This is a genomic window from Ruminococcus sp. 8Y-12, from assembly GCF_058119865.1.
Map to the genome: position 1 here is coordinate 2,755,754 of NZ_CM176623.1, position 18,927 is coordinate 2,774,680.

At 46.0% G+C, this 18,927-nt stretch carries 16 protein-coding genes; 13 read left to right on the forward strand and 3 right to left on the reverse strand.

Going from position 1 to position 18,927, the window contains the following annotated elements; translation table 11 throughout:
* Positions 1-3 precede the first annotated feature (3 nt).
* The 5 genes from AC0THY_RS10225 (at position 4) to AC0THY_RS10245 (ending at position 3,821) form a co-directional block, all read left to right on the forward strand.
* Entirely contained in the window at positions 4-1,443 is a 1,440-nt protein-coding gene (locus AC0THY_RS10225; RefSeq protein WP_489990506.1) for a TrkH family potassium uptake protein, read from the forward strand.
* 13 nt (positions 1,444-1,456) lie between these two features.
* Positions 1,457-2,335: an amidohydrolase family protein gene (locus AC0THY_RS10230; protein ID WP_489990507.1), complete on the forward strand. Its 879-nt coding sequence runs from the start codon at positions 1,457-1,459 to the stop codon at positions 2,333-2,335.
* A 135-nt stretch (positions 2,336-2,470) separates the two neighbouring features.
* The gene (locus tag AC0THY_RS10235) at positions 2,471-2,758 is read left to right on the forward strand and encodes a DUF2325 domain-containing protein (RefSeq protein WP_489990508.1); all 288 of its coding nucleotides are present in this window, start codon (positions 2,471-2,473) and stop codon (positions 2,756-2,758) included.
* A 37-nt stretch (positions 2,759-2,795) separates the two neighbouring features.
* A complete protein-coding gene (locus AC0THY_RS10240) occupies positions 2,796-3,383 on the forward strand; it encodes a DUF3793 family protein (protein ID WP_489990509.1) in 588 nt (195 codons plus the stop codon).
* A gap of 9 nt (positions 3,384-3,392) precedes the next feature.
* Positions 3,393-3,821 (forward strand): flavodoxin, encoded by a 429-nt coding sequence (locus tag AC0THY_RS10245; RefSeq protein ID WP_489990510.1) that lies wholly within the window; start codon positions 3,393-3,395, stop codon positions 3,819-3,821.
* A 7-nt stretch (positions 3,822-3,828) separates the two neighbouring features.
* Here AC0THY_RS10245 and AC0THY_RS10250 read toward each other — a convergent pair whose 3' ends face one another.
* Both AC0THY_RS10250 and AC0THY_RS10255 read right to left on the reverse strand, forming a co-directional pair.
* Positions 3,829-4,218 (reverse strand): hypothetical protein, encoded by a 390-nt coding sequence (locus AC0THY_RS10250; RefSeq protein WP_489990511.1) that lies wholly within the window; start codon positions 4,216-4,218, stop codon positions 3,829-3,831.
* A 352-nt stretch (positions 4,219-4,570) separates the two neighbouring features.
* On the reverse strand, positions 4,571-5,560 hold the full coding sequence (locus AC0THY_RS10255) for an ABC transporter substrate-binding protein (RefSeq protein WP_489990512.1): 990 nt from the start codon (positions 5,558-5,560) through the stop codon (positions 4,571-4,573).
* Positions 5,561-6,104: 544 nt separating this feature from the next.
* Between AC0THY_RS10255 and AC0THY_RS10260 the strand changes: the two genes are divergently transcribed.
* From AC0THY_RS10260 to AC0THY_RS10285, 6 genes are all read left to right on the forward strand, one after another.
* Positions 6,105-9,476, forward strand: a complete 3,372-nt coding sequence (locus AC0THY_RS10260) for an immunoglobulin-like domain-containing protein (RefSeq protein ID WP_489990513.1) — start codon at positions 6,105-6,107, stop codon at positions 9,474-9,476.
* 321 nt (positions 9,477-9,797) lie between these two features.
* Positions 9,798-11,711, forward strand: a complete 1,914-nt coding sequence (locus AC0THY_RS10265) for an OPT family oligopeptide transporter (protein WP_489990514.1) — start codon at positions 9,798-9,800, stop codon at positions 11,709-11,711.
* A gap of 3 nt (positions 11,712-11,714) precedes the next feature.
* Entirely contained in the window at positions 11,715-12,071 is a 357-nt protein-coding gene (locus tag AC0THY_RS10270) for a PqqD family protein (protein ID WP_489990515.1), read from the forward strand.
* A gap of 176 nt (positions 12,072-12,247) precedes the next feature.
* A complete protein-coding gene (locus AC0THY_RS10275) occupies positions 12,248-12,970 on the forward strand; it encodes a phosphatase (protein ID WP_489990516.1) in 723 nt (240 codons plus the stop codon).
* 74 nt (positions 12,971-13,044) lie between these two features.
* Positions 13,045-13,341: a YerC/YecD family TrpR-related protein gene (locus tag AC0THY_RS10280; protein WP_489990517.1), complete on the forward strand. Its 297-nt coding sequence runs from the start codon at positions 13,045-13,047 to the stop codon at positions 13,339-13,341.
* Between the two features lie 113 nt (positions 13,342-13,454).
* A complete protein-coding gene (locus AC0THY_RS10285) occupies positions 13,455-15,386 on the forward strand; it encodes a sensor domain-containing diguanylate cyclase (RefSeq protein ID WP_489990518.1) in 1,932 nt (643 codons plus the stop codon).
* A gap of 100 nt (positions 15,387-15,486) precedes the next feature.
* Here the strand turns inward: AC0THY_RS10285 and AC0THY_RS10290 are convergent, their stop codons facing one another.
* Positions 15,487-16,113: a DUF1836 domain-containing protein gene (locus AC0THY_RS10290; RefSeq protein WP_489990519.1), complete on the reverse strand. Its 627-nt coding sequence runs from the start codon at positions 16,111-16,113 to the stop codon at positions 15,487-15,489.
* Between the two features lie 214 nt (positions 16,114-16,327).
* On the opposite strand from AC0THY_RS10290, the gene pcrA reads away from it, so the two are divergent.
* Both pcrA and AC0THY_RS10300 read left to right on the forward strand, forming a co-directional pair.
* Entirely contained in the window at positions 16,328-18,535 is a 2,208-nt protein-coding gene (pcrA, locus tag AC0THY_RS10295; protein ID WP_489990520.1) for a DNA helicase PcrA, read from the forward strand.
* Between the two features lie 92 nt (positions 18,536-18,627).
* Positions 18,628-18,873, forward strand: a complete 246-nt coding sequence (locus AC0THY_RS10300; protein WP_489990521.1) for a hypothetical protein — start codon at positions 18,628-18,630, stop codon at positions 18,871-18,873.
* Positions 18,874-18,927: the final 54 nt, after the last annotated feature.

An 18,927-nucleotide genomic window follows, 5' to 3' on the forward strand; every position in this document is an offset into this window, starting at 1 on the left:
AAAATGAATTATGGAATGATTATACATATGCTGGGATGGGTGTGCTATTTTGAATCCATGTTCCTGGCACTTCCTGTGGTGGTTTCTCTCATCTACAGAGAGGATAGCGGAACAGCATTTCTGGCAGTGATGCTGCTCTGTGCACTGGTTGGATTTTTGATGATCCGAAAGAAACCTCAGAACCGTACCATATATGTGCGGGAAGGACTGGTAGTAGTTGCATTGAGCTGGATTGTACTCAGTATATTTGGAGCCCTGCCATTTGTGATTTCAGGAGAGATTCCCAGCTTAGTAGATGCGCTATTTGAGACGATATCTGGTTTTACAACCACAGGAGCCAGTATTCTGACGGACGTGGAGGCGCTTTCCCACGCTAGTCTGTTTTGGCGCAGCTTTACTCACTGGGTGGGAGGAATGGGTGTTCTGGTCTTTATTCTTGCCATTCTGCCGTTGAAGGGCGGGGGTGCGGGGATGCATATCATGCGGGCGGAGAGCCCGGGCCCAAGTGTGAGCAAGCTGGTTCCGCGCATCCGCACGACTGCGTTGATCCTTTATTCGATTTACTTTGGGATGACTGTATTGGAAATCGTTATCCTCCTGGCAGGGGGAATGCCCTTGTTTGACGCTCTTACCATATCCTTTGGAACTGCTGGTACGGGTGGATTTGCCATTAAAAATAGCAGCCTGGGGGACTATTCCGCCTTTATACAGGTGGTGGTGACCATATTTATGATACTCTTTGGAGTGAATTTCAATGTCTACTACCTGCTGCTGAAGAAGAAGGCAGGGCAGGCGCTGCGCTCCGCAGAGCTCTGGGGATATCTGGGCATCATCGGGGCATCCACTCTGGTGATTACCATCAGCATTCTGCCTATGTTTCCCAATGCGCAGGAGGCCTTGCGGCATGCATTTTTCCAGGTGGGGTCCATTATTACCACAACGGGGTTTGCCACCGCGGACTTTAACCAGTGGCCGGAGATTGCCCGGACTATATTGGTGATGATTATGTTTGTCGGGGCCTGTGCGGGAAGTACGGGAGGAGGCATCAAGGTCTCCAGAGTGATCATTCTGCTTAAAGGAGTTAAGAAGGAGATTTCCATGGTCTGCCATCCCAGAGCGGTCAAGAAGGTGAAGATGGACGGACGGGCTCTGGAACACGGGGTGGTGCGTTCGATCAATGCGTTTATCGTGCTGTACGTGGTCATTTTTGCGGCCTCCCTGCTGGTGATTTCTCTGGACAACAAGGATATGATTACTAACTTTACAGCTGTGGCGGCAACCATGAACAACATTGGACCGGGCCTGGAAATTGTGGGGCCAACCGGGAATTTCAGCAGCTTTTCAGACCTTTCTAAATTTGTGATGATGTTTGACATGCTGGCCGGGAGGCTGGAGCTGCTGCCTATGATGATCCTGTTTGTACCTGCTACCTGGAAACGTTAGGGGGAGGATTTTCATGTTCGGAGAGTGCCACGCACACATTTTTATGAATGGTTATAATTACATGGAAGCAGTGGAGCTTCACAGGGGCCATGTCTGCGCCGAAGACATCCGCAGATGGTTTCGGGAGTACCAAAAGAGAGGCGTCACCTTTGTCCGGGATGGAGGTGACGCTCTCGGCGTTTCCGCCGCAGCCAGGAATATGGCGCCGGATTTCGGAATAGATTACCGAACGCCTCTGTTTGCCATACACAAGAAGGGCCACTACGGGGGGATTGTGGGATTTGCCTTTGAGGATATGAGAGGTTATCGAAAACTGGTTCAGAGAGTGAAAACGGAGAGGGGCGACTTTATCAAAATTATGGTCTCCGGAATCATGCGGTATGAGCAGTTCGGGGCAGTGACCGGGACGCCTCTGGAACAGAGGGAGATTAAGGAGATGGTGCACATTGCCCATGAGGAAGGATTTGCAGTGATGGTGCACGCCAACACCGCCTCTGCTGTGCGAAACGCCGTTCTCTCCGGGGCGGACAGCATTGAACATGGAAACTATATTGACAGGGACTGTATACAGGCAATGGCGGAGTATGGCACAATTTGGGTCCCCACCCTTGCTACCATACGCAACCTTTTGGGATGCGGCAGGTATCCCGAGGAAGCGCTTAGGCAAATATACAGGTCTGTCTCAGAGAATGTCAGATGTGCATTTAAAGAGGGGGTAGTGTTGGCTCTGGGAAGTGATGCGGGAGCATACCTGGTTCCGCACGGGCAGGGCATTTTGGATGAGCAGGAGGCCTTTGCGGAGATACTGGGGGAGAGCCAGGCTGTGGAGGAAAGACTGCAGGCGGGAGAAAAAAGAATCCGGACCCTGTTTCAATCTCGCAGAAGTGATTAGCCAAGGTTGGCAGCTTCTGCGAGATTTTCTCATTTAAACCTCTTGTTTTTCAGGGGGAAATAGATTATGATAATGAAAAGTTAGTTTAAACTAACTATAAAAACACGAAATAAAAACACAGGAATGGAGGATACTATGAGTGTAGTGATAATCGGCGGAAATGAGAGAATGGTATGCCAATATAAGCAGATCTGCAAAGCTCACAACTGCAAGGCTAAGGTCTTTGCAAAGATGGCAGCAGATCTGAGGAGCAAGATCGGATGTCCGGATCTGATCATTCTCTTTACTTCCACAGTTTCGCACAAAATGGTTCACTGCGCGGTTCAGGAAGCCAGCAAAAATAACATTGCGGTAGAGCGTTCCCATTCCAGCAGTGCAAACGCGTTAAAAGAAATTTTAGGAAACTATTGTTTAAAAGCGTAAAGCTTTCGATAAGTGGCAGAAAAAAGAGGAGGCAGGCATGCCGGCGGAAATATTATTGGACTATCTGGCAAAGAGCAGTGTGTTTCGAAAAATGCAGTTTCAGGTTGTGTTTCAATGTGCCCCTGTTCTGAAAGGCGTAAAGGCATCCAATCTGATCACCATCCCTAAAGGGTTCTGGAGTAAGCTAAAGCGGGAGTGGGAAAACAGTAAGATCAGGTGGATATGTCTGGCTTCCGGGAGGGAGAACGATGTGGTACTGCTGTACCGGGAAAAATGGCTTATCAATTTGCTGGGAAAGGCGGAGGTGATGGCCTTCCTGGAAAAGTATGGCTACACGGTTTTTAATTTGGAGCCAGTGCTTAGCAGACTGGCTTGCAGGTATGCCGCTTACAGCATGGGGGAGAGCGGGTTCCCACATGAACTGGGGATCTTTTTGCAGTACCCACTCCGGGATGTGGAGGCTTTTATTGAAAACGAAGGAAAAAACAGTCTCTTTACAGGATACTGGAAGGTATACCACAACCCCGGCGAGGCCAGAAGAGTGTTTGGCATGTATGACCGCGTGCGGGAGAAGGCTGCCAGAGAGTTTATGAGTGGATTCGCAGTGGAGCAGATTATAGTTTAGGAGGAAAATATGAGCGAAATTAAGGTTGTATATTGGAGCGGAACAGGAAATACTCAGACCATGGCTGAGGCGGTGGCTGAGGGCATAAAGGAGGCAGGTGCCGAGGGGAAGGTGTATGAGGTAACGGAAGTATCCCCGAAGGACCTGACAGGGGACAAAGTGGTTGCCCTGGGCTGCCCGGCAATGGGTAGTGAGGTGTTAGAAGAAGACCTTTTTGAGCCCTTTATGGAAGAGCTGGAAAAGAGTCTGGAGGGAAAAGTGGTTGGACTCTTCGGCGCTTACGGCTGGGGAGATGGCGAATGGATGAGAGACTGGGAGGAGCGTATTAAGTCACACGGGGGCAAGCTGATCTGTGACGGTGTCATGTCAAATGAGGAACCGGATGATGATGTGCTTAGACAGTGCAGAGACCTGGGGGAAAAGCTGGCCAAAGCCTGACAGCCGGTTAACGGCTGCCCTCACCTGCACCTGCATGTATGCTTACAGGATGTACAATATTCAGAAAATCCGATTGCAGAGCCATGATCAGCTGAGACGGTACATACAAAACCCAGATGACAATGGGAGCTATTTTACACCACAGGGCCAGCGGCGTCCCAGGGGAGATGGAAAGATAGGCTGGAAGGGCTGAGAGTCCCACATGGATATCACACAGAAGCATGAGCGTGAGACCAAGAGAGAGCCACGCGCCGGATCTCTGCCATGCCAAAAAGACATTTGTAGCCAGGCAGAAAAAATAAAAAAATGCCAGAAGCGCAGTGATATCCAAAGGAAAATGCAGGATAAGACTGACGATCCATACAAGGGTTGCACCCAGCAGACCGTTTTCTGCCAAAAACAGGAGAGAATAGTCAAAGATGCGGCAATAGCAAAATTGAACAATGCAGAATAAGAGAATGCCAGGTATAAAATTGTATGTGAAAACCAGAAAGTAGTCAGCTAAAACGGTAAAAAATAAGCCGGCTAAAAGGCAGCGCACAGAAGTAAGTCTGAGTTTTCTAATATTTTTAATAAGACACATGGAAAAACAAAGGATAATGAAAGTATATTTAACAGCAGGATTCACATTACACCTCAAATTATGACGTTTATGTATAGTGTTTCCCGCTGGTCCAAAATGATTCATAGAGAAAAAGACAAAGACAGAAAAAGGCAGAACCAGGGGTGACGGTTCTGCCTTTTTCTTGTTATTTAGCTGCTTTTTCGGCGAAAGTGGTGTTTACCAGATTATCATAGGGAGCCCGCTTGGTCAGTTCCCCTGCGCTTTCCAGGATATCCTGCAGAAGATCAAAGCTCTTCTGTTCATAAACCAGATTGTCGTTCCAGGTATCCTGCTCATAATAACGCTGTACAATGGTGGTGATGGTGTCCAGATCGGTCTCCTTAAACTGAGGCTGGATGACCTTGGCAATCTCCTCCGGAGTGTGGGAATTTACATAGTCCATACCTTTTTGCAGAGCATTGGTAAAGCCCTGTATAATCTCCGGATTTTTCTTAATAAAGCTGTTTTTTGCACTGTAGGCAGTGTAGGGAACATAACCCGAGTCCACACCCAGGGAAGCCACCACATAGCCTGCGCCTTCTTTTTCCAGTGAGGTGGCGCCTGGCTCAAACTCTACCGTGTATTCCCCCTGGCCTCCTGAGAAGGCAGCAGCAGTGGAGCCGAAGTCAATGCTCTGGTCAATATTCAAATCAGCTGCGGGGTCGATCCCGTTTTGCTTTAGAATATACTCAAACACCATTTCAGGCATTCCTCCCTTGCGTCCTCCCAATACGTTTTTTCCCCGAAGATCATCCCAGGAAAAGTCTGGCATTTCCTGACGGGCAACCAGGAAGTTGCCGGCTCTCTGGGTGAGCTGCGCAAAGTTTACCGCATAGTCCGCAGCCCCCTCGTTGTACGCGTAGATGGAAGCCTCGGAACCCATAAAACCGATATCAGCATCCCCGGAGACAACGGCGGTCATAGTTTTATCCGCCCCAAATCCGGTTACAAGTTCCAGGTCAATTCCCTCCTCAGCAAAATACCCTTCCTCAATGGCTACATACTGTGGAGCGTAGAAAATAGAGTGGGCCACCTCATTGAGTGTGACTTTTGTCAGCTCAGTGTCCTTTTTGCAGCCGCCCAGCATGGCGGCGCAGAGGGCGAGAGCCAGTGCGCAGACAAGATACTTTTTCATAAACATCCTCCTTTTTGCTAGTGGTATATTGTATGATATTTCTGCAAAAAGGTGCAAAAAAGGACTGGCCGTCGCCAGTCCAAAGGAAAGAGAAAAAATGTATGTGAAAAAGCTCTTCGCTTCATCTGTCTATTAGTATACGGAATAGATATGAAAAAGATGTGGCAGGCGGCTAAATTGTTTGTGAAGACAATAAAAAAAATATAAAGAGAAAGCAAACAAATTCCGCAAGAACATGGGAATCTTAAAAGGGGTTAAGATAATGTTAAAATTTACCAAGGACAAATTGCACAATTTAATTTGAGGATGCAATATTATTAAATAAATAATTTGTAATACTTATCCAAAAATTCCTGTAAAAAACAAGTTATTTATGGAGTTAAATTCATAAATGAAAAGTAAGAATAAAAAACTTTTGTAACAAAAATAAATTAATCTATAAATTACATAAAATTTCATACAAAAAGAGAAAGAAAACATATGTATTTAGAAATAAAATTTGTTATGATAATCATATACCATAATGTATTAAGGAGGGAAAAGAATGAAGGTATTGAAAAGGTATCTGGCAATTACATTAGCAGTGGTACTTGCTCTTACGGCTGTGCCGATGGGTGCAGCAGCGGCCAAAAAGGCGCCGCTTGCTATGAGCAGGAAAAGTGTTTCTGTAGTTGAAGGGAAAAAAACAACCATTAAACTGAAACGTGCAACGAAAAACACAAAGGTTACCTGGAAGACCAGCAACAAAAAAGTCGTGAAAATCACCAAAAAGGTCAGCAAAGGCAAGAATGTCTCTGCAACCATTCAGGGTGTAAAGCCAGGTAAAGCAAGCATCACCGCTACATATAAGGCTGGTGGAAAAAAGACCAGGCTTATATGCAAAGTAACAGTTAAGCTAAACAAGAACATTTCCGTAACGGAGGGAAAAACAGCAAAAATTAAAGTAGCTAACGCAACTAAAAAGACGAAAGCTACGTTTGCCACCAGTAATGCAAAAGTTGTCAGGATTGTCAAACAGGTAAAAAAAGGCCAAAAGGCGGCAGTGACCATTAAGGGTTTAAAAGCTGGTAAGGCTAAGCTTACAATAACCAATAAGATTGGTAAGAAGAAAACCAAGATTGTGTACAGAGTGACTGTCCGGCCTAAGGCATCAGGCGGTGATCAGCCTATAGTACCTGAAGAGCCTGTAGTACCTGAAGGACCATCATCGGATATGCAGGCGACCTTAAATGCAATTGTAATTCCGAATGCCAATGATATTCGCGGAAATATTACTCTTCCAACAGAAGTAAATGGTGCAGCGATTACATGGAAGAGCAGCAATCCGGCAGTTGTAACTGACAAGGACGCAAACGGCAAGGCAGCCGGTGTGGTAACCAGAGGAACAGCAGACCAGAAGATTACGCTGACCGCAACCGTGAAAAAGGGAACAGAGACAGCAACCAAGACCATTCAAATTACAGTAAAAGCAGCTCCGAAGGCGCTTACTCCGGAAGCTTATGCCGGATATCTGTTCGGACACTTCATTGGTGAAGGCGGAGCTGACCAGGAACAGATTTACTTTGCATTAAGTGAAGACGGACTGAATTTTACCGATATGAACAACGCAAAGCCGGTACTCACCAGTACTGTAGGCGAGTTGGGTGTGAGAGACCCGTACATTTACCGTTCACCGGAAGGCGACAGATTCTTCCTCATTGCAACCGACCTGAGTATCTATCACAGAGGCGGATGGAAGAAGAATGAGCAGGGCTACTATGACCCAAGTACCACGGGAAGCCACTACTTAGTGCTGTGGGAGTCTACCGACCTTGTAAACTGGGGAACTCCAAAACACATCAAGGTAGCGCCTGAGAACGCAGGAATGGCATGGGCTCCGGAAATGATTTACAACGACAAGACTGGGGAGTACATCATTTTCTTTGCATCCAGTATCATGAATCCGGAGACAAAATACAAAGCAAAACCAAACGCTATTTACTATGTGGCAACCAGAGATTTCGTGAACTTCTCTGACACCAGGCTTCTGATTGATAACCAGATGGACAATCAGGAAGGTGACAAGGGAAGAGAGATCATCGACACCACCATCATTAAGATTGGTGATATGTATTACAGCGCATCCAAAGATGGCGACAATGCGGAAGCTAACGGCGGAATCCGCGTGATGAAGAACGATGACCTTATGGATACGGCAGGCTGGGAAAAGGTATATGACCTTGACGAGCTGAACCTTGACCTGAGCGGACTTAGAATCAACAAGCTAGATAACAGCACTCTGGAAGGACCGGAATTCTTCCTGTTTAACCAAAAAGACTGGGCAGACCCGAACGTACCGGAATACGGACTGTTCGCAGACCAGTACAGCGTAGGCGCAGGATATCTTCCAATCGTAACCACCAATATTGAAGATGTTGAGAATGCCAACAACTCCTGGAAGATTCTGAAGTCTGACGACTACTCTTTCGACCTGTTGAAGAAACGTCACGGAACCATTCTCAGTCTGACCCAGGAAGAGTTAGACCGTGTGAAGGCAGCGTTCCCCAACAGCGAGGAGCATCTGGCAGAAAAAGAAGTACAGAAGATTGCCAATAAACTTACCATTCCAAACTCAAACAATGTACGCGGAAACATCACATTGCTTGAAGAGCTGGATGGGGCAACCATTACCTGGAAGAGCAGCAACCCTGCAGTGGTTACCGATCAAGAAGCAGACGGCATGGCAGCCGGTGTGGTAACCAGAGGCGAAAAAGATCAGAGAGTTACCCTAACAGCAACCATTACCAGGGGCGAAATCAGCATAGAAAAAAATATCCGTGTAACCGTGAAAGCAGCTCCGAAGGAAATCACGGAAGATGATTATGCCGGATATCTGTTTGGACACTTCATTGGTGAACGCGGAGCTGACCAGGAGCAGATTTACTTCGCACTAAGTGAAGACAGACTGAACTTTACCGATATGAACAATGCAAAGCCGGTACTCAACAGTACCGTAGGAGAGTTGGGCGTGAGAGACCCATATCTCTACCGTTCACCGGAAGGAGACAGATTCTTCCTGATTGCAACTGACCTGAGTATCTATCACAGAGGCGGATGGAAGAAAAACGAGCAGGGCTACTATGACCCAAGCACCACCGGAAGCCACTACTTAGTGCTGTGGGAGTCTGCCGACCTTGTAAACTGGGGAACACCAAAACACATCAAGGTAGCACCTGAGAATGCGGGAATGGCATGGGCGCCGGAGATGATTTACAACGACAAGACTGGGGAGTACATCATTTTCTTTGCATCCAGTATCATGAACCCGGAGACAAAATACAAAGCAAAACCAAACGCTATTTACTATGTGGCGACCAGAGATTTCGTGAACTTCTCTGACACCAGGCTTCTGATTGATAACCAGATGGACAATCTGGAGGGCGACAAGGGAAGAGAAATCATTGACACCACGATCATTAAGATTGGTGATATGTATTACAGCGCGTCCAAGGACGGTGACAACGCAGAGAAAAACGGCGGAATCCGTATCATGAAGAATGATGATCTTATGGATACGGCAGGCTGGGAAAAGGTATATGACCTTGACGAGCTGAACCTTGACCTGAGCGGACTTAGAATCAACAAGCTGGACAACAGCACTCTTGAGGGACCGGAATTTTTCCAGCTCAATAAGAAAGACTGGGCAAACCCGAACGTACCGGAATACGGACTGTTCGCAGACCAGTACAGCGTAGGCGCAGGATATCTTCCTATCGTAACCACCAATATCGAAGATGCTGACAATGCCAACAATTCCTGGAAGATTTTAAAGAGCGGTGAGTATTCCTTCGACAAACTGAAAAAACGTCATGGAACCATTCTGCGCCTGACCCAGGAAGAGTTAGACCGTGTAAAGGAAGCATACCCTAACGAATAAGGCTAATGAGAAATTGAATCAGCAATCATAAGACAAGGCCGTCGCTTCCCTGTTGAAAAAACGGGAGGAGGCGGCCTTTTCCTATGTACAGGACGGTGTGTTTTTTTGTTGTTTGTTGTGCAAAATAAATCTGTTCATTCTGTTTTTTAGAAAAATCGATTCTGTAAATGATGTTTCAAACTCCCGTGTATATGGGGATCTTAAAAGGGAGTTAAGAAAATGTTAAAATTTTCTGATGACATAATGCACAATTCAATTGCCATATATAGGCGCATTATGTTATAATAAGACGGACAAATATTATGTAAGGAGAAAGAAGAAATGAGTGAAAACAAAAACTTCAAACCCTTCGTTCCGGCAGAGAAGAATATGCCAGAGTTTACAGGCACCTCGATTATCTTAGGTATTCTGTTGGCAGTTCTCTTTGGCGGAGCAAACGCGTATTTGGGACTTCGTGTAGGTATGACGGTATCTGCATCCATTCCCGCAGCCGTAATTTCCATGGGCGTTATACGCGTTATCCTGAAAAAGGATTCCGTGTTGGAAAACAACATGGTACAGACCATCGGTTCAGCCGGTGAGTCCGTTGCAGCAGGCGCTATCTTTACTATGCCTGCACTGTTCCTCTGGGCAACTGAGTGGGGAACAGAGGCACCTTCCCTGGTGGAGATCGCGATCATCGCAGCCATCGGCGGATGCCTTGGTGTACTCTTTATGGTACCTCTCCGTAAAGCTCTCATCGTACAGGAGCACGGTGTGCTTCCGTATCCGGAAGGACAGGCATGTGCTGAAGTGCTTCTGGCAGGAGAAGAGGGCGGTGCAAAGGCCGGTATCGTATTTAAAGGCTTGGGCCTTGCAGCCGGCTACAAGTTTATTGCAGATGGAATCAAACTGTTCCCAAGTGAAGTACACTGGGAGATTCCTGCATATGCAGGCTCCGGCGTTGGTATGGACGTGCTTCCGGCTCTGCTGGGTGTAGGTTATATCTGTGGAACAAAGATTTCCTCTTACCTGTTTGCAGGTGGTATCATGGGCTGGTTTGTACTTATGCCTTTGATTTTACTGTTTGGTAAAGATATCGTACTCTTTCCCGCTACGGTTACGGTAGGAGAATTGTATGCGGACGGAGGCTCCTTCGCTATCTGGACAAACTTTATCAAATACATCGGTGCCGGAGCAGTGGCAGCCGGTGGTGTGATCAGTCTGATTAAGTCTCTGCCTCTGATTATCAAAACTTTCCGTGATGCCATGAAGGGATACGGAAAAGGCGGAGCCAGCACAGGACTCAGAACAGACAAGGATCTTCCTATGAATGTGATCCTGATCAGTGTTCTGGCACTGGCTATTATTATATGGCTGGTACCGGTTGTACCGGTAAACCTGTTCAGTGCAGTACTGATCGTTATCTTTGGTTTCTTCTTTGCAACGGTTTCCTCCAGAATGGTTGGCCTGATCGGAAGCAGCAACAACCCTGTATCCGGTATGGCAATTGCAACCCTTTTGATTTCAACCTTTGCATTAAAGGCAACCGGTCAGGTGGGACAGGGCGGAATGACAGCAGCCATCGCTATCGGTTCTGTTATCTGTATCATTGCAGCCATAGCTGGTGATACCTCTCAGGATTTGAAGACTGGTTATATCGTGGGTGCTACACCAATGAAACAGCAGATCGGTGAGATCATCGGTGTCATCGCTTCTGCAATCGCCATCGGTGCCATTCTGTACCTGTTGAACGCGGCATGGGGTTATGGCTCCGCGGAGCTTCCCGCACCGCAGGCTACTCTGATGAAGATGATCGTAGAGGGCGTTATGGGTGGAAACCTGCCCTGGAATCTGGTATTCGCAGGTGCTTTCATTGGTATCATTGTAGAGGTTCTGGGAATTCCGGTACTGCCCTTCGCAGTAGGTCTCTATCTGCCTATCCATCTGAGTACACCGATGATGGCTGGTGGTGTGATCCGCTGGTTCCTTGAGAAGAGAAAGAACATGGAAGAGAAAAAGAAGAAGAGAATGGTTGAAAACGGTGTTCTCTACTGCTCCGGCTTGATTGCGGGTGAAGGCCTTGTAGGTATCCTTTTGGCCGTGTTTGCGCTTATTCCACTGGGAGCAGGCACTCTGGGCGATTTCCTGGGCGGCATTGGAAACGGTGTGCTTGGAAATATCGGCGGACTGGTCTTCTTTGTCCTTTTAGCTCTTACACTGTTAAAAGTTACACTCTGGAGAAAAGAAAAATAAACTATGAAGAATAAGAAAAAAGAAAACTATTTGGACTACGTACCAGTTTGTGCACCGGAGTTTTCCTGGAAGCTGGATAAAAAGGGCATCGTAGTGATTGAGATGGAAAACAAAGGATTCTATAACTGGCTGGCACAGAAGCTTTTCAAGCGGCCCAGATTCAGCCATATCAGCCTGGATGAGTACGGAAGCTTCATCTGGCAGCAGATGGACGGAAAGAAGTCTATCTACGAGATTTCAAAGCTTGTGAAAGAAAAGTTCGGGGATGCGGCGGAACCTCTGATCGAGCGCCTGACCAAATATTTTCAGATTCTTTATAGGAATCATTTTATTGGCTATGTGAAAGAAGAAAATAAATAGACATAGATGGAATCTGGCCTGGAGCAGCGCTCCAGGCTGTTTTCATTTTTTGGGTAAATGGATCTTATGAAATAACAAGTCTCCGTGTGGGATGTACTCTTTATTTTGTGCCCGCTTTACATTTTTTGCAAAAGAACGTATAATAGGAGACAACAGGCGAAAGGAAGGATACACAGATGAGAGACGTATTGGATTCGCACACCCATACCATAGCCAGCGGACATGCCTACAGTACCATGCATGAGATGGCAGCAGCGGCTGCGGAGAAAGGACTGGAGCTTTTGGCAATTACGGATCACGCTATGGCTATGCCCGGTACCTGCCATGAATACCATTTTATGAACCTGCGCATTCTGGAAAGAGAGATGTCAGGGGTGGAAGTGCTGTTCGGGGTAGAGGCGAATATTATAGATTATGATGGAAAACTGGATATGGATGAGTATCTGTTGAAGAAGATGGATGTGGTGATTGCCAGTTTGCATACCCCCTGCATAGCCAGAGGAACCAGGGAGCAGAACACAGCAGCCTATATTGGGGCAATGCAGAATCCTTATGTGAATATTATCGGGCATCCGGATGACAGCAGATTTCCAGTGGACTATGAAAAACTGGTGCTTGCAGCAAAGGAACATCACGTGCTTCTGGAGCTCAACAACAACTCTCTGCACCCGGAAGGCGCCAGAGAAGATCCCCTGCCCAATGATGTGGTGATGCTGCAATATTGTATGAAATATCAGGTTCCGGTGATTTTGGCAAGCGATGCCCACACTCAGGAGGATGTGGGAAACCATTGTTTCTTAAAACCCCTCCTGGAATGTATGAATTTTCCGGAGGAACTGGTTGTAAACCGGTCTGTGGAAGAGTATAAGAAGTATACCAACCGGTACAGGCGCCTGTAATTATCTCTTTACAGTAAAACTTTACTGTGCTAAAATAGAGAGGTATTAAATATGCTTGTATGAAGGGGTAGCTTATGAGTAAGAAGATAAGAACAGAGTCGGTGGATCATCTTTTTGAGGCGATTCTGAATTTGGAAAATAAAGAGGAATGTTATCTTTTCTTTGAGGATGTATGTACAGTAAATGAATTGCTCTCTCTTTCCCAAAGGTTTGAGGTAGCTAAGATGTTGAGGGAGAAAAAGACCTACCTGGAGATAGCGGAAAAAACCGGAGCATCCACTGCCACCATCAGCAGGGTAAACAGATCCTTGAACTATGGAAATGACGGCTATGAGATGGTGTTTACCAGGATGGAAGCAAAAGAAGAATAAGGGATATTATAAAGCAGTATATGCTCCTCTTGTAACAGACAGTCCATACTAGGAACTGACGTTACAGAGGGGCATATTTTATTATACAGAAAGAATATCCTTGGGAGAATTTTATGAAGAAAAACATCTTACTTCGAACGAATGTGCTTATATGTTTGATCATTGTTGTGGGTTTTGCACTGACTGCTGCACTGAGCTATCGGGCAAATTACAGTTCTTCTCTTAAAAATATTGAGCAGGTGTCAACTTTGACTTCTGAGGGCATTTACTATCAGATGTCCTCCACATTTACTAAGCCGGTAAATGTATCCCTTACAATAGCCAACGATAGTCTGCTAAAGGACCTGCTTTCACAGGAGGAAGCGCGTGAAGAGGATGAGGACTATATTAAGACAATAAAAGAATATCTGAGAAGCTATCAAAAAAAGTATGACTACGATTCCGTTTTTCTCGTCTCTGACGCAACAAAAAGATATTATAATTATAATGGGCTGGACCGTGTACTTACGTCGGACAACGAGGAAAACACATGGTATTACGATCTTTTAAAAAGTGATGTGGAATATGCCATGAATGTGGACAATGATGAAGTGGTGGGCGCAGAGAATCAGATAACCGTGTTTGTCAACTGTAAGATTAAAGACAAAGAGGACCGGATAATGGGAGTTGTGGGAGTGGGACTTAGGATTGGCACACTGCAGCAGCTGCTTAAGGGGTATCTGGATGAGTATGGAGTGCAGGCTTATTTTATTGATGAACAGGGAACCATACAGATTTCCGGCAGCTACACAGGCCATGAGGCTGTGCACCTGATGGCTCTGGACCAATATAGCGATAAGGTGATGGGTGAAATACTTGGCTGGCGGGAAGCAGAGAGAGCGCATGGATTTTGGACCAATGATTTGGAAGGCGGGGGGAAAAATAATTACATTATGACCAGGTACCTGCCAGAGCTGGACTGGCATCTGGTGGTGGAGCGCGATTCGGACTCCTTTGTGAGAGAACTTCATCTGCAGATGGTTGTCACAACAGGTGTGATTGCTGCGATCATTGTGGTGATTTTAATTGTGATAACAAATGTGATACGAAATTTCAACCGACAGATTGTCTCGCTGACTCAGTCAATCGAACAGGATCGCAGAAGTATGTTTGAGAAGGCCACGGAACAACTGTTTGAGAATATCTATGAGCTGGATATCACGCACAACTGTCCTGCGGACAGAGTCACAGCCCAATATTTTGAAAGCCTGGGGGCGCCGCCGGATACGCCCTATGATAAATCACTGCATATCGTTGCCGAGAAACAGATCAAAGAGGAATTTCGCCAGGGGTACATTGAGACCTTTACCCCGGAGAATGTTTTGAAAGCATACAGAGAGGGAAAAGAGACCCTGCGCTATGATTTTATGATCGCGAATGGTGGAGACTATTACTGGATGCGCATCATTGCACGAATCGTTCCATTTGAGGGTGATGGATCGATCCATATGCTGGTTTACCGGCAGAATATTGATGCGGAGAAAAGGCAGGAGAAACGCATGCTGTTTCTGGCTCAGACGGACGAGATGACAGGCATCCTTACAAAGACTGCGACACAGCATGGCATAGAGCGTATTCTGAGAAAAGAACCGGAACAAGCCTACGCTTTTTTTATCTTTGACATTGACAATTTTAAGCAGGTGAATGATCAGAGAGGGCATGCGTTTGGTGATCAGGTGATAATGGAATTTGTAAGTACAATCCTGAAGCATTTCCGAAAGGAGGATCTGTTGGGGCGCATAGGGGGAGATGAATTTGCAGCCTTTGTACCCATTTTAGAGGATGGTCAGATAAAACAGAAGGCGGAAGAATTGTCTGTTGCGCTGGACCGGCAGTATGGATGTGATGGAGATAGCTGGCATATTACAGCCAGCATCGGTATCTCGCTGGCTCCAAGAGATGGGAATGATTTTGAGAGCCTGTATAAGAAGGCGGACAAAGCTCTGTATAAGACCAAAAAACATGGAAAAAACGGATATACAGTATATGGGGAACAGATGACGTAAGATAAGAGGGATTAAAAAACAGGAACTGTGAGACAAAGGATTGATGATATATAGAATCCTTTCTCCCACAGTCCCTATATTTTTAAGATTTGGCAGACAATTATTCGGAGGCTTTCGTATCTTTTGGCTTTGTGCCCAAATTATTGGGGAGCTGGTCAACGAGTTTTTCAATTAGCTGTTTCTTAATATATACATCAAAACTCAGCAGACAGATAAACGAAAAGGTCTGCAAAAACTCCTGCTCAGCCTGGGGGAGTTCCTGAAACGTAGACCGGGAAGTGTTATACTTCTCCAGTATATCCTCCTTTAACTTGTCCACCTGGGTTTTCTCTAGACTGAAAACTTCATTGTAGAGTGCCTCCATATCAAAGCCGGACTTGGCTTGGAAATACGTTTGGGTAATTGGGTTTAAGAGCGCCTGGATGTCAGTAATCGAGAGAATCCCTTTAAAATAATAGATAAAAATCATCACCAGCAGGTGCTCCTTGGAATACTTTTTCTTTAAAGGAGGCGGAAGCAGGTCATTCTTTGCATAATTGTTTATCATGGTCTTTGTCAGAATCTTGTCATCCGGATACCTTTTGGAAGCGGATAGATGGGCATCCATGAAGGTAGTAACCTGATCCATATATAAATCAATATTGGGAATGTCTTCCGACTTAATATAATCAATACGTGATAGACTGTTCAATATACTTTCTATCATGTTGTCTTTATCAATCGTCATCTTGTTCACCTCTTATTACATTATATAGTTTTTAAAACTAGATGGCAAGTGTTTTCATGCAGAAATAGGAGAATACAATCTCAAACTAGTGTACAGAGAGAAAATCCAATTCAGGGTAGATATCCTTTTCGAGATATAGTATAATGTCCACAGGCGGAAAATGGGAACACATGTATGCCCAAGTCAGCAGACAGAAAGATTAGGTGGGAAACAGATGAGTATTTATGATACCTTAAATGAAAAACAGCAGGAGGCCGTATTCTGTACGGAAGGGCCTCTTTTAATTTTGGCCGGGGCCGGCTCCGGAAAAACGAGAGTATTGACGCACAGAATTGCGTATCTGATTGATGAGCTGGGTGTGAACCCCTGGAATATCCTGGCTATTACATTTACGAATAAAGCGGCAGGGGAGATGCGGGAGAGGGTGGACAGTTTAGTTGGATTCGGGGCAGAGAGTATCTGGGTATCCACCTTTCACTCCACCTGTGTGCGCATCCTGAGGCGCTACATTGACCGGATTGGATTTGACAACAACTTCACGATTTATGACAGCGATGATCAGAAATCAGTGATGAAGGATGTGTGCAAGCGTCTCCAGATCGACACAAAGGTTTACAAGGAAAAGGCTATCCTGGGGGCAATTTCATCGGCCAAGGATGAACTGATCAGCCCCGAGGAGTATACTCTGAATACCATGGGGGATTTTGGAAAGAAGAAGATTGCGGACGCTTACCGGGAGTATCAGCAGCAGCTAAAGAGCAGCAATGCTCTGGACTTTGATGATCTGATCGTGAAGGCCGTAGAGCTGTTTCAGAATTGTCCGGATGTGCTGGAGTACTACCAGGAGCGGTTCAAATACATCATGGTGGACGAGTACCAGGACACAAACACGGCACAGTTTAAGCTGATCAGTCTTCTGGCATCCAAGTATAAAAATCTCTGTGTAGTGGGGGATGATGACCAGTCCATCTACAAGTTCAGAGGCGCCAATATCGGAAATATCCTAAATTTCGAGCAGGTATTTCCAGATGCCAGGACCATCAAGCTGGAGCAGAACTACCGCTCCACCCAGACCATTCTGGATGCGGCAAATGTTGTGATTAAGAATAATGTGGGGCGAAAGGCAAAGACACTCTGGACAGCCAACGGAGAGGGTGATCCCATTGAATTCCAGCAGTTTCTGACTGCCTACGAGGAAGCGGAGTACATAGTAGGAGATATCTCCAAAAAGGTGCGAAGCGGAGAGTACACTTACAATGACTGCGCGATTCTCTACAGAACGAACGCCCAGTCGCGTCTCTTTGAAGAAAAATTCCTGATGTCCAATATTCCTTACAAAATTATTGGCGGCATCAACTTCTATGCTAGAAAAGAAATCAAGGATCTGCTGTCCTATTTAAAAACAGTAGACAATGCCAGAGATGATTTGGCAGTGCGCAGGATTATCAATGTGCCTAAGCGAGGGATCGGGGCAACTACGCTCACTAGGGTGCAGGACTATGCGGTGGTCAATGGAATCAGTTTTTACGAGGCATTAAAGAGGGCGGATGATATCCCGGCTCTGGGGCGAAGCGCTGCAAAGATAAAGCCGTTTGTAACCTTTATCCAGACTCTGCGCAGCCAGGCTGAATTTTTATCCGTTCATGAACTGCTTTCCGAGATTATAGAGCAGACAGGTTATGTCAAAGAGCTGGAGGCGGAGGACACGGATGAGGCCACGGCGCGTATCGAGAATATTGACGAGCTGATTACCAAGGTGGTTAGCTATGAGGAGGAAGAACAGGAGCCAACGCTTGGCGGATTTTTGGAGGAGGTTGCTCTGGTCGCTGATATCGACAGCCTGGAGGAGGAGAGCAACCATGTGGTGCTGATGACCCTCCACAGCGCGAAGGGGCTGGAATTTCCCAATGTGTATCTGGCAGGTTTGGAGGACGGAGTTTTTCCCAGCTATATGACCATCATGTCGGATGATCCTACTGATATAGAGGAGGAGCGCAGGCTCTGCTATGTGGGGATCACAAGAGCCATGCAGCACCTGACACTGACCAGTGCAAGGCAGCGCATGATCCGCGGGGAGACACAGTACAATCGGGTTTCACGGTTCATACAGGAGATCCCCAGGGACCTGGTGAGTATAGGGATTCCTCTGGAGCCCAAGGTCAAGGAGCTACCCAAGCAGACCGCGTACATACAGGCAAAAAATGCCTTTAAAGCAAAAGCCTTTGAACCCAAGGACTTTAAGGTCACAAAATCCGACTCCCTGGACTATGAAGTGGGCGATACCGTCAAACACATCAAGTTCGGAGTGGGCATTGTGGAAAAGATAGTAGAGGGCGGAAAGGACTATGAGGTCACCGTGAACTTTGAAAAGGCGGGTGTGAAGAAGATGTTTGCCGCCTTTGCGAAACTTAAAAAAATTTAAAAATTATTTCTATAGTAATCTTGACCGAATAGTGATATACTATTAAAAAGTATTAAATATTAAGATGGTATTACAGAAAGGACGTGTAGAATATGAATAAGTTTGAAGATCTCTTAGCTACTTTACAAAAAAAGGACGAAGAGAAACAGAAAAATACGGTACTCTGGGTGTTAGCAATCATAGGTGCAGTAGCAGCAGTGGCAGCCATAGCATATGGGGTATATCGTTATTTTACACCGGATTATCTGGAAGACTTTGAGGATGATTTCGATGATGATTTTGACGATTACTTTGACGATGCGGACGAGGATGCAGATGAAAGTGGAGATGCAGAGTAAGGAATCAGGTCTGCAGCTAACAAAGTTTTGTGTAGGAGAGATGTAAAGCAGTGA

Bases quoted from the DNA above. Each gene is read 5' to 3' on its own strand.
- AC0THY_RS10300 (WP_489990521.1), top strand. From the start codon at position 18,628: ATGAATAAGTTTGAAGATCTCTTAGCTACTTTACAAAAAAAGGACGAA.
- AC0THY_RS10270 (WP_489990515.1), top strand. From the start codon at position 11,715: ATGAAGAATAAGAAAAAAGAAAACTATTTGGACTACGTACCAGTTTGT.
- AC0THY_RS10255 (WP_489990512.1), bottom strand. From the start codon at position 5,560: ATGAAAAAGTATCTTGTCTGCGCACTGGCTCTCGCCCTCTGCGCCGCC.
- AC0THY_RS10285 (WP_489990518.1), top strand. From the start codon at position 13,455: ATGAAGAAAAACATCTTACTTCGAACGAATGTGCTTATATGTTTGATC.
- AC0THY_RS10290 (WP_489990519.1), bottom strand. From the start codon at position 16,113: ATGACGATTGATAAAGACAACATGATAGAAAGTATATTGAACAGTCTA.
- AC0THY_RS10265 (WP_489990514.1), top strand. From the start codon at position 9,798: ATGAGTGAAAACAAAAACTTCAAACCCTTCGTTCCGGCAGAGAAGAAT.
- AC0THY_RS10235 (WP_489990508.1), top strand. From the start codon at position 2,471: ATGAGTGTAGTGATAATCGGCGGAAATGAGAGAATGGTATGCCAATAT.
- AC0THY_RS10275 (WP_489990516.1), top strand. From the start codon at position 12,248: ATGAGAGACGTATTGGATTCGCACACCCATACCATAGCCAGCGGACAT.
- pcrA (WP_489990520.1), top strand. From the start codon at position 16,328: ATGAGTATTTATGATACCTTAAATGAAAAACAGCAGGAGGCCGTATTC.
- AC0THY_RS10230 (WP_489990507.1), top strand. From the start codon at position 1,457: ATGTTCGGAGAGTGCCACGCACACATTTTTATGAATGGTTATAATTAC.
- AC0THY_RS10245 (WP_489990510.1), top strand. From the start codon at position 3,393: ATGAGCGAAATTAAGGTTGTATATTGGAGCGGAACAGGAAATACTCAG.
- AC0THY_RS10260 (WP_489990513.1), top strand. From the start codon at position 6,105: ATGAAGGTATTGAAAAGGTATCTGGCAATTACATTAGCAGTGGTACTT.
- AC0THY_RS10240 (WP_489990509.1), top strand. From the start codon at position 2,796: ATGCCGGCGGAAATATTATTGGACTATCTGGCAAAGAGCAGTGTGTTT.
- AC0THY_RS10280 (WP_489990517.1), top strand. From the start codon at position 13,045: ATGAGTAAGAAGATAAGAACAGAGTCGGTGGATCATCTTTTTGAGGCG.
- AC0THY_RS10225 (WP_489990506.1), top strand. From the start codon at position 4: ATGAATTATGGAATGATTATACATATGCTGGGATGGGTGTGCTATTTT.